Source organism: Aliirhizobium smilacinae (genome assembly GCF_006335145.1).
Lineage (GTDB): Bacteria > Pseudomonadota > Alphaproteobacteria > Rhizobiales > Rhizobiaceae > Neorhizobium > Neorhizobium smilacinae.
The window spans coordinates 487,410-500,987 of sequence record NZ_VDMN01000003.1; the positions used below are offsets into that span (position 1 = coordinate 487,410).

Here is a 13,578-nt window from a genome sequence, read left to right on the forward strand (position 1 = left end):
AAGAAAAGCAAGCCATGGCCAAGCTCTATTTCCACTACGCGACGATGAATGCCGGCAAGTCGACGATGCTGTTGCAGGCGTCCTACAACTACCGGGAACGCGGCATGCGCACGGTGATTTTCATCGCCGCGCTGGACGAGCGTGCCGGCAAGGGCAAGGTCTCCTCGCGGATCGGGCTGTCCTCGGAGGCCATTCCCTTCAGCGCCGGCGACGATCTTTTTACTGCGATTGCAGACATGCATGCACAGGAACCGATCGCCTGCGTTTTTATCGATGAGGCGCAGTTCCTTTCGGCAGAGCAGGTCTGGCAGCTGGCGCGGGTTTCCGACCGTGTCGGCATTCCTGTGATGGCCTACGGCCTGCGCACTGATTTTCAGGGCAAGCTGTTTCCCGGTTCCCACGAACTTCTGGCGATTGCCGACGAATTGCGGGAAGTCAGAACCATCTGCCATTGCGGCCGCAAGGCGACCATGGTCGTCAGGGTGGACGAGGCAGGCGAGGTGATCCGCGAAGGCGCCCAGGTCGAGGTCGGCGGCAATGAAAAATACGTTTCCCTGTGCCGGCGGCATTGGGAAGGAAAGATGCGTTGCGATTGAGGCTGCTGCGCCGTCCCCCTAAAAATTCGGGGAGCCGCTGTTCTATTGACCAATGTCAAAGCGCTAAAGTCCTGCAGCGGTAAAACGCAGACATCGCGGTTGTAGCGCGAACCTTCGCAGGAGAATTCAATGATCAGAACGATACTGAAGACCGCCACGCTGGCCGCTGGCGTGGTTCTGCTGGCCCTGCCGGCACTGTCCGCCGAGATCGAGATCAAGATGCTCAATAAGGGCTCTGACGGTCAGGCGATGGTCTTCGAACCGGCTGCCGTGAAAGCTGCACCCGGCGATACGATCAAGTTTGTCTCCGTCGACAAGGGACACGATGCCGCGTCCATGCCGGGCCTTGTTCCCGAAGGTGTCGCGGACGTGAAGGGCAAGATCAGCCAGGATCTGGTTGTGACCGTCGATCAGGCCGGCGCCTATGTCTTCAAGTGCACGCCGCATTTCGGCATGGGCATGGTGGCGCTCGTCGTTGTCGGTGACGCGCCGGCCAATATCGACGCGGTCAAGGCCGCGAAGATGCCGAAGAAAGCAAAGGAACGCCTCGACGCAGAAATTGCAAAGCTCGGTCTCTGAGCTTCTCGCTTTTCCAACCAGACCTTTTCATCACCTAATCATTACCCTTTTTATCACCTAGTTATTATTGCAGGGCCGCTGTCGTCAAATTACGCAGCGGCCCTATTTCTGTTTCCGAGCATGGAGGCAGAGACGAAGGTGAAGGCGGGCGTTTCCACTGTTTTCGAAGACACGATCGTCGAGATCGACGCGGGATTGAAGGCTGTTGTCGCAGCCGGTGCCGATTTGCTTGCGGCCATTCCAAAGGCGGCTAGCATGATCCAGCCTCTGGATGGCGAGGCCTTTGCCGAACTGGGCGCGTTACGCCTGGCACTTCTGGTGCAGCAGAAATCCGCTTATGGGGCTCTGGCTTCGCATGTGGCGAGGATCGGTGCTGTCGTCGATGACGAGCGGGCAGTTTTCGACAGTCGGGAAAACCCGCAGGTGAGCGATGTGCTTCTCGGCTTCTTTTCGAAGAAGTCGATGCGCCGGCGGATCGAAAGGCGTGCCGCGAGAGCGGGCGGTATCGAGCGGTTGCGGACTGTTCTTGGAAGGGCAGACAGACTGGTGGGACGGATCGAAGTTCATCGGCAGGCTGTGACCCGTCAGCGGGTACTGGCTGAAGAAGTGCTGGCTCTATTGACCGCGCGCAAGGCGCCTCAGGAGGTAAAAGCGTTCCAAGCCGAAGGCGGCGGTGAAACCAAGGCCGCGAGAGAGCCGGCTTTCGCAAGCATGATCGGTCTGATCGATACGGTTGCGCGGACATTCAACGGAGGCGTCAGAGATTTGAACCTGCTGATGCAGAAGCTCGGCCTCGATATCGAGAACCTTCTCGATCTCTATTCGGTATTGCTTTCCTTCGATCGCGAGCGGGAGGCGCATTTCCTGTCTCCCGATGCCTATCCGCATCTTGCCCAATCGGTATGGCGTCTCGCGAACGACCTTTTACCCGGCGCACGCCTTAACCGCAGCCGGCAGATGATCGATCTCGCCTTCGAAAGACGCTTTGAAGACTCGTGACGTGCAGCCAGCAAGGGCACTGCCGACACGAGAGTGCGACGTTATCCCGATCGAATTTGTTCCAATCCTCTCCGCCGCGCTGTTGTACTTGTGGGGTCGGCATCATATGTCAGCGGTGACCGATCGGCTTCCAGGAGGACTAGATGCGCGACCAGATCATCGGATTTTTTCGAGGCGTGGCCGCTGCCATAGGGCGGGGTGTCAGGATACTGACCGCCTGGTTGATCTGGCCGCTGATGGCAGCGCATGGATGGTATCGCGGACGCCGTCTCTGGGTGAAGGGGCCGATTGCCGTCTTTCTCGTCCTGCTGGTCTCTCTCTACGGCTATTTCATCTGGCAAACGCAGGTCTGGCGAAATTTTGACCCGAATTTCGTCGATACCTATCGCTGGAACGAGCGAAACATTCCGGCAGGGCAGGAATTGCCGGTGCCTGGCGTGGAGGCGCAGGCACAGGCAGCCGGGCCATCCGGTGTAGCCGCTGCATCCGTCAGACAGTGTCAGACATCGGCTATTGCGGATGCGAGTGCCGATCTTACCGACATGAACGTCAACCAGAATGCATGGATTTCATCCATGCTTCTCTATCGTCTCGGCTTTTTCGGGGTCGACTGGGATCATACGCCTTTCCTCGACAACAAGGCATCGTTCCAGCGCGGCGTGAACCAGGCCGTGCGCCGCACCTCGGTCGAGCTGGTCGATACGCTGGCACGGATGAGGGGCACGTCGGGCGTCAACATCAACCTTCAGGATGCGCGCAGCAATCTGCAGTTCGACGAATATTCGTGGTATTTCGGACTGAGCCCATTTGGCCCTAAGACGCCAACACCGAGCTATTATCGAGCCGCAATCAACAGCCTGCACAAGTTCAACACCGAACTTAGCAATTGCTCGGCGACGTTCGACAGCCGCGCCGACAATCTGGTGCAGTTCATCGACCGGGTGGCCAACGATCTCGGAAGCACCTCGGCCATCCTTCGCGAGCGTTCGGAAAACTATAATGGCGGCTGGTTCGATACGCGGGCGGACGACCGCTTCTGGTTTGCCTACGGGCAGATCTATGGCTATTACGCAATTCTCTCCGCTGCCGGCGCCGATTTCTCGCAGGTCATTCGCGAGCGCAACCTTGCTCCGCTCTGGACCGATATGCTGAAGCAGATGCAGGCCGCATTGCGCATCCAGCCGGCGATCATCTCGAACGGTGCGGAAGACGGCTGGATCATGCCGACGCACTTGGCCGTGATGGGTTTCTACACGCTGCGTGTCCGGTCCAATCTGGTCGAGATCCGTCTGGTTCTAGACCGATAGAGCATTTCCGCCTTTCTTCGAAACGCAAAACTGCTCTATCGCTTTGTTTGTACTCAACTCCGGACGCAAAACCGGTTCCTACTTTTGCTGGAATTGCTATAAAAAGAAGGGTGTTTAGCCCTTCAGCAATTCGTCATCGGGAATGAAGCCGATCGTTGTGCTCGCCTGCGGGAAAAGCTCGTAGGTCATGCCGATGACGTCGCCCTGTCCGGCGGCGTCTGCGCGGAACTTGCCGACGCTGCGTACGAACTTGAAGCTCGTGGGGCCGGTCTTGACCCTGTAGAGATTGTGGAAGGTCAGCCGCGAAGCGCTCGCACGCTCAAAAGTCTCCATGATGACGGTCAGGTCATCCGGGTGGATTGATGCACTCAGCCTGACGACGTCCAATGGGCCGTCGCTGTGCTCGATGCCGAAAATCTGACAATATTCGGTAGTGCCGAAGAGATGGCCGCTATCGACATTGAAACGCCAGAAACCACAGAGGCGGAAGGACCCGACAAGTTCCAGTACTTCCTTATCGCTCAAGCCGACAACCTGGTGCTGGGCTTCATAAGGTTTGCGCGAATGCTCGATCCAGGATGCCAATTTCAGATGATCTCCAGCCGGGGCTGACTTGAACTTACGCTATGAGTCTCAGCCGCAGCGCCTTCGCCACCAGCTGGGTCCGATTGACGCAATCGAGCTTCTTGATGGCATTGGTCATGTAGGCGTTCACCGTGTGGTCGGACAAGGTGAGGATCTGCCCGATCTCTGCGGACGTTTTGCCCTGGGCTGTCCAGCGAACTACTTCCAGCTCCCGGACGGTTAGGGGAGACGGTGTTGCCTTGCGTGCGTTGCGCCTTATCTTTTCGAACATGTCGAAGGCATGCAAAGTGATCATGCCAATTTCGTTGAGTTCGACCTGAGTGAGACGCGGGCGGGCGCCATCGAAGCGCATGACGAAACGCTCACCTTCAAGGGAATAAAGCTTCATCGCGACGCTGGTGATGAGGCCGTAGCGTCGCTGAAGATCTTCGATGCCGGAATCGATCGTGAACGGACGAGATGGCAACGGATCGCCGATCGACCAGCAGAACGGCAATTTCGTCTGCATGATGATGTCAGCAGGCGCACATTTATCGAGCAGGCGTTTTCGGTCGAATTCCGCGAAATAAGGCTCCGGGATGCTGCTTTGTACAATCATCCGCGACAGAAGTTTCTCGTCGGGATTGTTCAGCGATAGCAACGTTACGTGTTGCAAACTGAATTCATGCGTCACCCGTCGCAAGGCCAAGAATAAACCTTCTTGCGAATGGGCCGCAGATATCTCGCTGCTCAGCACCGATTGCCGTTCGTGAGTTATCATCAGTTTTTCGGGTTCAAGGGAGCTATGTTATTGTTAATAAATATACTACTTGGGTCTAATATCTAGCAGAAACTGGTGGAAACTCCACCAGTTAACAGATTTTATGATATTTAGTCATGTTAACCATTTGATTTCAGTGACTTATGGGCAAATGCCAACGCCATCGAAATAAGCTCACGTTTGGTTTTTTTCGCCGTCGGGCGAAAAAAACCTGCTTATCTCGTTCGAAAAGTCTGGAAATGGTCTGACGCCCGCCCACTTGCCAACCCGCTTGAATGTTCGACGCAAACGTTTTGGCAGGCCATCGGCAACGGATATTTATCCCGATCTCAGCCGCTGGCTGAGGCTATCGGGTTGATCGCTTCGGGGATGGTAAGGGTGGAGTAGACCCGGTTTCTGCCGTTTGCCTTTGCCAGATAGAGAAGTTGGTCGGCAGCGTTCAGCTGATTTTCGAAAGTTTCATCCGGCTCGAACTCGACGACGCCGATCGATAGGGTGACCGATATGGGCCGGCTGCCGGTCTCAATCACCAGTTCGCCGATTCTTCTGCGCAACTCCTCGCAGAATGAATGTGCCTGAAAGGCATCCAGCTGGTTCAGGTATATAGCGAATTCTTCGCCACCGATGCGGGCAGGCATGTGCTTTGCAGTGGCGCACATGTCGGCCATGGCGGTCGAAATTGCCTGTAGCACGGCATCGCCGGCATCATGGCCATAGGTATCGTTCACCGTCTTGAAATGGTCGATATCGAGGAGGGCGATGGAGCCCTGCATGGCAGCTCTTCCACGCTGCCGCATGGTCGCGAAGAAATGCCGCCGATTGGCAAGGCTGGTGAGATAATCCTGCTCCGCCAACTGGCGAAGATGATTGAGCTGGGCCAGCGTCTCGACATTGTTGTCGATGCGGCATTTGAGTTCCTCATGCACAAACGGCCGGTAGATGAAATCCGAGGCGCCGGCCTTGAGGAAGCTTGCGGACAGAAGACGGTCCGACGACGAGGAGATGCCGATGATGCGCAGCTGTTCGGAATTGCGGGTCTGACGGATGCGGCGTGTCAGCTCGTATCCGTCCATATCGGCCATGTGGTGGTCGGTGATGACGAGGTCGATCGTCTTGTCGGCCGTCAGGATTTCAAGCGCCTGCCGGCCCGAGCGCGCTTCCAGAACGTGGAAGTTCTGGCGGCTAAGAATTTCCACGAGTTCGGAGCGGGCAGAGCGGGCATCGTCGACAACGAGTATCTTGTGGGCACTGTTGGCAAGGATACGGCCGACGGTATGCACGACCTTGTCCACGGTTTTCGCGCCATCCTTGACGATGTAATCGACGATCTCCTTCCTGGTGCACCGTTCCCGCGTGTCAGCATCGAACGTGGCTGTAAACACGATCGTCGGAATGGATGCTTCCAGCAACAGGTCGAGGATTTCGCCATCGGGGGCATCGGGAAGATTGAGGCCGGTCAGGGCAAGCAGGAACGTGCCTTCCGCAATATTCCTGCGGGCTTGCGTCAAAGAACCGCAACGCGTGACGATCGCACCGGTTTCCTCTTCCAGCCGCTGGGTCAGCAAGGTCGACAGCGCGACGGAATCCTCAACGAGGAGTATTCGTTCTCCCTGCCTCAATCGCAGTCCATTGATGGAAAGCAAATTCTCGCGACCTACCGTCATGTCGTTCTCCGGAACATTCTATGCATCGGATAAGCGAGATGAATTACGAATCAATTATTCGGCCGGCATCAGCGCTTTCGCGGTTGCCATTTCCATCCGCGACGGAAGGCCGCGGAAACGCATCACAGATGCGCTTCGGGCTTGCCTTCGTTTTTGTCGGCCTTGGCGGCGGCCATGATCCGTTCCAGCCAGCCGAGCATGACGGCAGAAACAACGAAGGTGAGGTGGATGATGGTGTACCACATCAGCTGCCCGTCGGTGTATTGCGCGGCGTTGAGGAAGATCTGCAACAGGTGGATGGAGGAAATCGCGACGATCGATGAGGCGACCTTGATCTTGAGACTGCCGGCATCGAGCTTGCCGAGGAAGGAGACGTCAGCCTCAGTCTCGTCGAAACGGCTGACGAAGTTCTCGTAACCTGAAATCATCACCATGACGATGAGGCTTGCGACAAGTGCTGCATCGATCAGCCCGAGCATCGCGAGGATCATTTCCGCTTCGCCGAGCGTGAAGACGTTCTGTGCGACTTTCCAGAACTTGTAGACGAAAGAAAGTGCATAGACCGCCAGCGCGGCGACAAGCCCCATGTAAAAGACGACCAGCAGCCAACGACTCGAGAGGATGATCTTCTCGACCAGCAGTTCCAGCGATTTCATCAGATGCTCTCCGGTTGGGGTGCGCTGTTCTGCCCATAAAGACACTATTTGACGTCCGCAAGAGCATTCGAAAATGAGAAACGCCGCATTCTTTCGAATGCGGCGTTTCCGTCTTGGTCAGGAAAATATCAGAACTTCTTCGAAATCGAGACTTTGAAGGTGCGGCCCGGCTCGGTGTAATAATCGGCGTTGCCGCTGACAGTATCCGGCGTGCTGACTGCATCCCAGTATTTCTTGTCGAAAACGTTGAAGACGCCCGCCTGAACCTTCAAGCCGGTGAGGTCGAACTCACCGACCTTTTCCGGCGTCCACCAGACAGTTGCATCGACGAGGCCATAACCGGGAGCCTTGAAATCGTTATCGTCGTCGGCAACCTTGCTATGCGCAGAGGCAAGCGTGAGCGAGAGATCTGAACCCCAAGTCTCAGTCGAATAGCCGACGCCAAGAATAGCGCGCCGTGGTGCAACCGAGTTCAGATAATCACCGGTTTCCGTGTCCTTGCCATAGGTCCAAGCGAAGGATCCCCAGGTGCGCCAGTTCTCCTGGAACTGCCACTGTCCGCCAAGTTCCACGCCGTAGATATGGACCTTGTTCCGGTTCTCGTAGCCGGTTACGCCACCGACAGGATATTCGCCACCAGGGGCTGCCAGTTCCACTGTATCGATGAAGTTGCGGTAGTAATTATTGAAGACTGTCGCCTGCAGGGCATAGTCGGTTGCCTGATACTTGGCGCCGATCTCGAAACCGTTGCTGGTTTCGGTTTCCAACTCTGGATTGCCGATGCGTGCATAGGAGCCTGGTGCGCCGTAGTTCTGGTAAAGTTCCAGAACGTTCGGGGCACGGAAGCCGCGGGTATACTGAGCGAAAAGTTCGAGTTCCTGCGTCGCCTTCCAGGCGGCACGCAGCTTCGGCGAAATGCCGAAATCATCCGACTTCTGCAAATAGGCCGGATCGTAGTTAGGGCTCGCCTGGTATTCGGGCGTATCCTTCGGGTCGTAGCTGTACCAGTCCATGCGAACGCCGGGGGTGAGCGTCAGACGGTCATCGAAGAACTTGATATCGTCTTCAACAAATGCGCCGAAGGTTACGCCATTGACATCGGCCATATCGGACGAGTTGGAATGCAGCATGCGGCACGTTTGTGGACCCAGGCTCGTGCCAAAGATGGTCAACTGCGGAATAGTGGACCAGTCGACGTCTGGGCAATTATCCTCACCGGCCGAATACTGGTGTGTTTTCGTCCAATAGAGATCGCCGCCAAAGCGGAAGTTATGGTCGAAACCGCCGAGTGTCGCCTCTTTGGAGGCGCTGCCGTTGATGCCGTAGGATGTTTGCTGCAACTTGTTGTCGCGAGTGTATATGCCTGTCGGGAAGCCATAAAGGAGGTCTTCGCCGCTCGGCGCGCCGCCAATGCTTGGAATGTCGGCGCGGCCATCTCTCAGGCGGAAGCCGTCCGTTGTGTTGCGGAGTTGTTCCTTCTGCCAGTATACGGTCACATTCGCCTGATCGACGATGTCCTCGTTTCCTGGAGAGATAAAGTCGTAAGAGCCGGATAGACGCTTACGATTGACGTCTTCTCCACTTCGCAGGCTCCCCTGCTCATAGTTCGTCAAGGTCGTTCCACGCTTGCTGTCGATATCTTTGTTGCGATCGAATACCTCGCCGGCCAGGCCGAAACGATGACCGCCTTCAAGATACTGATGAAACTTGACCAGGAGGTTGCGCTGCCAGAAGTCGGCTGGATCGGCATCGCCACGGGTGGTGTTATACCCGCCGACATCGCCATTCGTCTTGGTCTCGTGGCCCTTCTTGAACGAGCCTTGTACAAGCAGCCATGTATCGCCGGAACGGCCTGCAATCGCAGCATTGTTGCCGAAGCTGTCGTCGGTGCTATCGTAAGTGCTTTTCGTTAGCGCGCCAAAATTCTTGCCGCTGTCGATGATGTCTTCCGGATTGAGTGTCTTCAATTCTACAGTGCCGCCCAGCGCTCCACTGCCGAAGCGGCTGGAATCCGCGCCCTTGGTAATATCCACGGAGGACAGGCTGTCGAAATCAAAGGCTGTAATACCACCCTGGACACCACGCGGATCGACCAGCCAGGGCTGGCGGATGCCGTCGATCGTGGTCAGGATGCGATCATCCTGGAGGCCGCGGATGTTGATACTCTGATTGGCGCTATTGAAGTTCACGCCGGCATCAACGCGGCGGGCGAAGTCCTTAAAATCGGTGACCATCCGTTGCTGGATGACCTGACGCTCGGTCGTCTGGGTAAGCGGAGATGCTGCCGGAACCTGCGAAGTGCGGCCGGCGCGCAGTTCGATCGGGGCGAGTTCGGTTGTTGTCCCGTTCTGTGTCTGCGCCTGCTGTGCTGGTGTGGCAGGTGTTGTCGCATTCTGCGCCTGAGCAGAGCCAGTCGCAGAAAACACCATGAAAAGAGCCGAGCCAGCGAAAAGATAACTCTGCCTTGAAATAATAGACCCCATTAAATTCCCCTTAAAGGCATGCTTGATCGTCACGCGTCGAAGCCTGTCGGCGCATGTGGAGTTGAAAAAACTGTTTGATTTCCGCGAAAACGGAAGCCCCGCGAAATGTGTTAGAAATGTGCACAAAAATAGTCAAGTTTGAATCTGACTATTAAACTCAAGTTTGTGCGAGCTGGTTATCGGCTGTGGTATTTCAACAAATCGCGCAGGGATTTAGCTATGCAGGGCACCAGCGGTTGGTTATCTGATGTCTCAAGTATTTGCAGGAATTTACATACAGGAGGGCCGACATGGCGGATGTGAAGTCGGATATCGAGATTGCCCGAGCGGCGAAAAAACAGCCGATCTCGGCGATCGGCGAAAAGCTCGGCATTTCGGCCGATGATCTCATCCCATACGGTCATGACAAGGCGAAGATCGGTGCCGATTTTATCGCCTCCCTGCAGGGCAAACCGGACGGCAAGCTGATCCTCGTTACCGCGATCAATCCAACGCCGGCCGGCGAGGGGAAAACGACGACGACGGTGGGCCTCGGCGACGGGTTGAATCGGATTGGCAAAAAGGCTGTCATCTGCGTGCGCGAGCCATCGCTCGGACCCTGTTTTGGCACAAAGGGCGGTGCGGCCGGTGGTGGTTATGCTCAGGTCGTGCCGATGGAGGATATCAATCTTCACTTCACCGGTGATTTTCACGCGATCACCTCTGCGCATAACCTGCTCTCGGCAATGATCGACAATCACGTGTATTGGGGCAACGAACTCGATATCGATATCCGTCGCATCACCTGGCGGCGGGTGATGGACATGAATGACCGGGCGCTGCGCGAGATCGTCATGTCGCTCGGCGGCGCGAAGAACGGTTTTCCGCGCGAGGGTGGTTTCGACATTACCGTCGCATCGGAAGTGATGGCGATCCTGTGTCTGGCCGAAAACCTCACCGATCTCGAACGGCGGCTCGGGCAGATCGTTGTCGGTTACCGGTTCGATCGCTCGCCGGTCTATGCGCGGGATCTCAAGGCCGACAAGGCGATGGCTGTGCTGCTGAAAGATGCAATGCAGCCGAACCTGGTGCAGACGCTCGAAAACAATCCCGCGCTGGTGCATGGCGGGCCGTTCGCCAATATCGCGCATGGCTGCAATTCGGTGATCGCCACCAAGGCGGCGCTCAAGCTCGGCGATTACGTGGTGACGGAGGCCGGTTTCGGAGCCGATCTGGGGGCGGAAAAGTTCTTCGACATCAAATGCCGGCAGGCAGGCCTGAAGCCTGATGCCGCGGTGATCGTCGCGACCATCCGGGCGCTGAAGATGAATGGCGGGGTGAAGAAGGAAGAGCTTTCCGTCGAAAATGTCGAGGCGCTGACGCGGGGCTGCGCCAATCTCGGCCGACATGCCGCCAATGTCCGCAAGTTCGGCGTGCCGGTCGTCGTCGCCATCAACCACTTCATCTCAGACACAGATGCCGAAATCGCTGCGATCAAGGAATATGTCGACCGGCTGGGTGCGGATGCGATCCTCTGCCGCCATTGGGGTCAGGGCTCTGCGGGGATCGAGGAACTGGCCTACAAGGTGGTCGAGCTTGCCGATGGCGGGCAGGCGAATTTCCAGCCGCTCTATCCTGACGAAACGCCGTTGATGGAGAAGATCGAGACGGTGGCGTCGAAGATTTATCACGCTGGCGAGGTGACGGCGGACAAAGCCGTTCGCGACCAGCTGAAGGCGTGGGAAGCGCAGGGTTATGGCAATCTGCCGGTCTGCATCGCCAAGACGCAATATTCCTTCTCGACCGATCCCACCCTGCGCGGTGCGCCGGAAGGGCATGTCGTGCATGTGCGCGAGGTTAGGCTTTCGGCAGGTGCAGGCTTCATCGTGGCGATCACCGGCGAGATCATGACAATGCCTGGCTTGCCGCGGCTGCCGGCTGCCGAGCGGATTTTTCTCAATGACGATGGGCAGATCGAGGGATTGTTCTAGATATATTGTCCAAGCCGCTTGCGGTTTGGACCGTTTATATCAAGCTGCGGGAAAGCATTGCGGGAACCCGAGCTTGAATTTGGAATTGATGCTGCGCAGGATAGGACAAACCGCCGATCCTCGTTCATCCCGTCCGGAGAGTTTCATGTCGATCGTATTTGGAAAACACCTTTTGTCGATCGCTGCAGCCACTGCGCTTGGGGCTTTTGCGGTATTGCCGGCGAGCGCGGCCGATCTTGTCGGGGGTTATTATCCGCCGGCTGCGAAAAGCCAGCGGCACTATGTTCGGACGGCCTATGTCAACGAGGAGTGCGGCCTGTTGAAGGTCACCCAGTACGGTCAGTCGCGCATCGTGCGCATCTGCTCGCCGGTGCTTGATCTGGCGCCTGCTCCGACGAGGGGAACGTCCAGCGGTGATGCCGGAAACGGATCGTCCTTCACGGTGACGCAGCAGTAATCGAGCATCATCGGCAATAGCGATAACCACCTTTTCGGTCGAGAATATCGAGATGCAGATGGTCCTCGTGTGCCTCGTCGCTGCCTGGTGACAGGACGGTTGTGAAGTGCAGGCAGGCGCCGGCGGTGGCGGTGCGCTGGAAGGCGCCTTCCAATGTCGAGTCCTCCGTCCGCGGTTTCATCTCGATCCTTTCGCCATTGTCCAGCTTGAAGGCGGCGACGTCATAGGCGTTGCCGCGGGCATGTTCCGAAATTTTTCCAGTCGAGGCACTGTTTCTCAGGCGGCACTGGTAGGTGGAGCCGGGGACAAGGCCGACGATCCTGCGGCCGGGCATGGCGATGCTCATGGCGGGCTGGACGGTATCCTTCAGCCAATGGGCCATGGTCAGCGCCGTTTTGCAGCGCATGGTCGCACCGCCGAGATCGACGCCGGGCAGGACTTCCGCCACATCGACGGGGTGCTCGATGCCGCAGCCATTGCCATCGTCGATCGGATCGTTCGCCTGGAATTTCGCGCCGATCGCTTTCAGGTCGGCAAGGCAGGCCTGCAGTTCCTGCGGATCCTCCTTGACCAGCGGCGGCGGGGGAGGGCTCTCGGCCTTTTTTGTCTCGCCTTCTTCGGCCTGTTTGTCGGCCGGCGTTGCTTCGTCCTTTACGGGCTCGTTATCCTTCGCCGGATTGCTGGTGTCGGTCGTTGCCGTATCCGGTTCGGGTTTGGCAAGGGGTTTCGGAACCTCGGCTTCGCGTGCCGGCTCGGTCGCCGTGGCGGGCTGCTCGACGACAGGCGGCTTTACCGTCTCGACCGCCGGAGGCTGAGGGGTGTCGTCGGGCTTTGGCGTTTCGGGTGCTGCAGGCTTTTCGGCGATGGTCTTTTGCACCTGCGATTGCGTTGATACGGGAGGCTCTTCAACCTTGGGAACGGGTGTTGTGCTCGGCGTCTGCTCCGGAGCCGCAACCTCCTTCGTTGCAGATTGGGTCTCTGGCGTCGGCTTTTCGATCGGCAGTGGAACACTGGCGAGCGGTGGTGGTTTGGGTATCGAACCGCGCTGACTTGCGGTGCGGGACCTGCTGCGTTGGGGGGAGGATGATTGTTTCCTGATGCCCGTGTCCTTGAGGAATTGATCCAGAACGTTCACCTGTACAAGATCGGTGCTTTGCGCCTGCGGGATCGGACGGGAAGGTGGCAGGGATGCGCCGAGCATGAAGGGAGCGCTCAGGGCAAGCATGTAAAGAGACCGCTTCATCCAGTTCCAACCTCCGGGCCGTGATGACCATGGCCGGTCGTCTGGCGGATAGATCGGACGCCCGGCGAGAGAAGCAACGCGGATGTCCCGCTTTTGGTCGCATCGACCGGCGATATTTTTGCGCTTGCGTGTACACAAGAGCCACGCTAACAATTCCGGCCATGACGATTTCGATGAACAACAACGGTAACTGGTGGTGGGCACGCTGACGCGGCCTTGACCAGTCATGTCCATCGACAAGACGAGACCAAGCCGCCCGAGAACCGAGGCGGCTTTTTT

General features: G+C 57.3%; 12 protein-coding genes. 6 read left to right on the plus strand and 6 right to left on the minus strand.

The window, feature by feature from the left end:
- The first annotated feature begins 14 nt into the window (after window positions 1-14).
- The 4 genes from FHP24_RS17125 to FHP24_RS17140 all read left to right on the plus strand — a co-directional run bounded on the left by FHP24_RS17125 (window position 15) and on the right by FHP24_RS17140 (window position 3,481).
- Window positions 15-596: a thymidine kinase gene (locus tag FHP24_RS17125; protein WP_139677432.1), complete on the plus strand. Its 582-nt coding sequence runs from the start codon at window positions 15-17 to the stop codon at window positions 594-596.
- Window positions 597-725: 129 nt separating this feature from the next.
- Window positions 726-1,175, plus strand: a complete 450-nt coding sequence (locus FHP24_RS17130; RefSeq protein WP_139677433.1) for a pseudoazurin — start codon at window positions 726-728, stop codon at window positions 1,173-1,175.
- A 120-nt stretch (window positions 1,176-1,295) separates the two neighbouring features.
- The gene (locus tag FHP24_RS17135) at window positions 1,296-2,174 is read left to right on the plus strand and encodes a hypothetical protein (protein WP_139677434.1); all 879 of its coding nucleotides are present in this window, start codon (window positions 1,296-1,298) and stop codon (window positions 2,172-2,174) included.
- Window positions 2,175-2,317: 143 nt separating this feature from the next.
- A complete protein-coding gene (locus FHP24_RS17140; RefSeq protein ID WP_139677435.1) occupies window positions 2,318-3,481 on the plus strand; it encodes a DUF2333 family protein in 1,164 nt (387 codons plus the stop codon).
- A gap of 114 nt (window positions 3,482-3,595) precedes the next feature.
- Here FHP24_RS17140 and FHP24_RS17145 read toward each other — a convergent pair whose 3' ends face one another.
- The 5 genes from FHP24_RS17145 to FHP24_RS17165 all read right to left on the minus strand — a co-directional run bounded on the left by FHP24_RS17145 (window position 3,596) and on the right by FHP24_RS17165 (window position 9,629).
- The gene (locus tag FHP24_RS17145; protein WP_139677436.1) at window positions 3,596-4,066 is read right to left on the minus strand and encodes a PAS domain-containing protein; all 471 of its coding nucleotides are present in this window, start codon (window positions 4,064-4,066) and stop codon (window positions 3,596-3,598) included.
- 34 nt (window positions 4,067-4,100) lie between these two features.
- Window positions 4,101-4,802 carry a response regulator transcription factor gene (locus FHP24_RS17150; RefSeq protein WP_246091790.1) on the minus strand — a complete coding sequence of 234 codons (702 nt, stop codon included), beginning with the start codon at window positions 4,800-4,802 and terminating at the stop codon, window positions 4,101-4,103.
- 353 nt (window positions 4,803-5,155) lie between these two features.
- Window positions 5,156-6,490, minus strand: a complete 1,335-nt coding sequence (locus FHP24_RS17155) for a GGDEF domain-containing response regulator (RefSeq protein WP_139677438.1) — start codon at window positions 6,488-6,490, stop codon at window positions 5,156-5,158.
- 122 nt (window positions 6,491-6,612) lie between these two features.
- The gene (locus FHP24_RS17160; protein ID WP_139677439.1) at window positions 6,613-7,146 is read right to left on the minus strand and encodes a TIGR00645 family protein; all 534 of its coding nucleotides are present in this window, start codon (window positions 7,144-7,146) and stop codon (window positions 6,613-6,615) included.
- A gap of 128 nt (window positions 7,147-7,274) precedes the next feature.
- Window positions 7,275-9,629: a TonB-dependent hemoglobin/transferrin/lactoferrin family receptor gene (locus tag FHP24_RS17165; RefSeq protein ID WP_139677440.1), complete on the minus strand. Its 2,355-nt coding sequence runs from the start codon at window positions 9,627-9,629 to the stop codon at window positions 7,275-7,277.
- A gap of 290 nt (window positions 9,630-9,919) precedes the next feature.
- Between FHP24_RS17165 and FHP24_RS17170 the strand changes: the two genes are divergently transcribed.
- Together FHP24_RS17170 and FHP24_RS17175 are read left to right on the plus strand one after the other, a co-directional pair.
- Window positions 9,920-11,599, plus strand: a complete 1,680-nt coding sequence (locus FHP24_RS17170; protein ID WP_139677441.1) for a formate--tetrahydrofolate ligase — start codon at window positions 9,920-9,922, stop codon at window positions 11,597-11,599.
- Between the two features lie 145 nt (window positions 11,600-11,744).
- Window positions 11,745-12,056, plus strand: a complete 312-nt coding sequence (locus FHP24_RS17175) for a hypothetical protein (RefSeq protein ID WP_139677442.1) — start codon at window positions 11,745-11,747, stop codon at window positions 12,054-12,056.
- A gap of 7 nt (window positions 12,057-12,063) precedes the next feature.
- Here the strand turns inward: FHP24_RS17175 and FHP24_RS17180 are convergent, their stop codons facing one another.
- Entirely contained in the window at window positions 12,064-13,299 is a 1,236-nt protein-coding gene (locus FHP24_RS17180) for an extensin family protein (RefSeq protein WP_246091791.1), read from the minus strand.
- Window positions 13,300-13,578: the final 279 nt, after the last annotated feature.

Excerpts from the sequence above, each read along its gene's own strand:
- FHP24_RS17125 (WP_139677432.1), top strand. The coding sequence starts at position 15 with ATGGCCAAGCTCTATTTCCACTACGCGACGATGAATGCCGGCAAGTCG.
- FHP24_RS17130 (WP_139677433.1), top strand. The coding sequence starts at position 726 with ATGATCAGAACGATACTGAAGACCGCCACGCTGGCCGCTGGCGTGGTT.
- FHP24_RS17135 (WP_139677434.1), top strand. The coding sequence starts at position 1,296 with ATGGAGGCAGAGACGAAGGTGAAGGCGGGCGTTTCCACTGTTTTCGAA.
- FHP24_RS17140 (WP_139677435.1), top strand. The coding sequence starts at position 2,318 with ATGCGCGACCAGATCATCGGATTTTTTCGAGGCGTGGCCGCTGCCATA.
- FHP24_RS17155 (WP_139677438.1), bottom strand. The coding sequence starts at position 6,490 with ATGACGGTAGGTCGCGAGAATTTGCTTTCCATCAATGGACTGCGATTG.
- FHP24_RS17160 (WP_139677439.1), bottom strand. The coding sequence starts at position 7,146 with ATGAAATCGCTGGAACTGCTGGTCGAGAAGATCATCCTCTCGAGTCGT.
- FHP24_RS17165 (WP_139677440.1), bottom strand. The coding sequence starts at position 9,629 with ATGGGGTCTATTATTTCAAGGCAGAGTTATCTTTTCGCTGGCTCGGCT.
- FHP24_RS17170 (WP_139677441.1), top strand. The coding sequence starts at position 9,920 with ATGGCGGATGTGAAGTCGGATATCGAGATTGCCCGAGCGGCGAAAAAA.
- FHP24_RS17175 (WP_139677442.1), top strand. The coding sequence starts at position 11,745 with ATGTCGATCGTATTTGGAAAACACCTTTTGTCGATCGCTGCAGCCACT.
- FHP24_RS17180 (WP_246091791.1), bottom strand. The coding sequence starts at position 13,299 with ATGAAGCGGTCTCTTTACATGCTTGCCCTGAGCGCTCCCTTCATGCTC.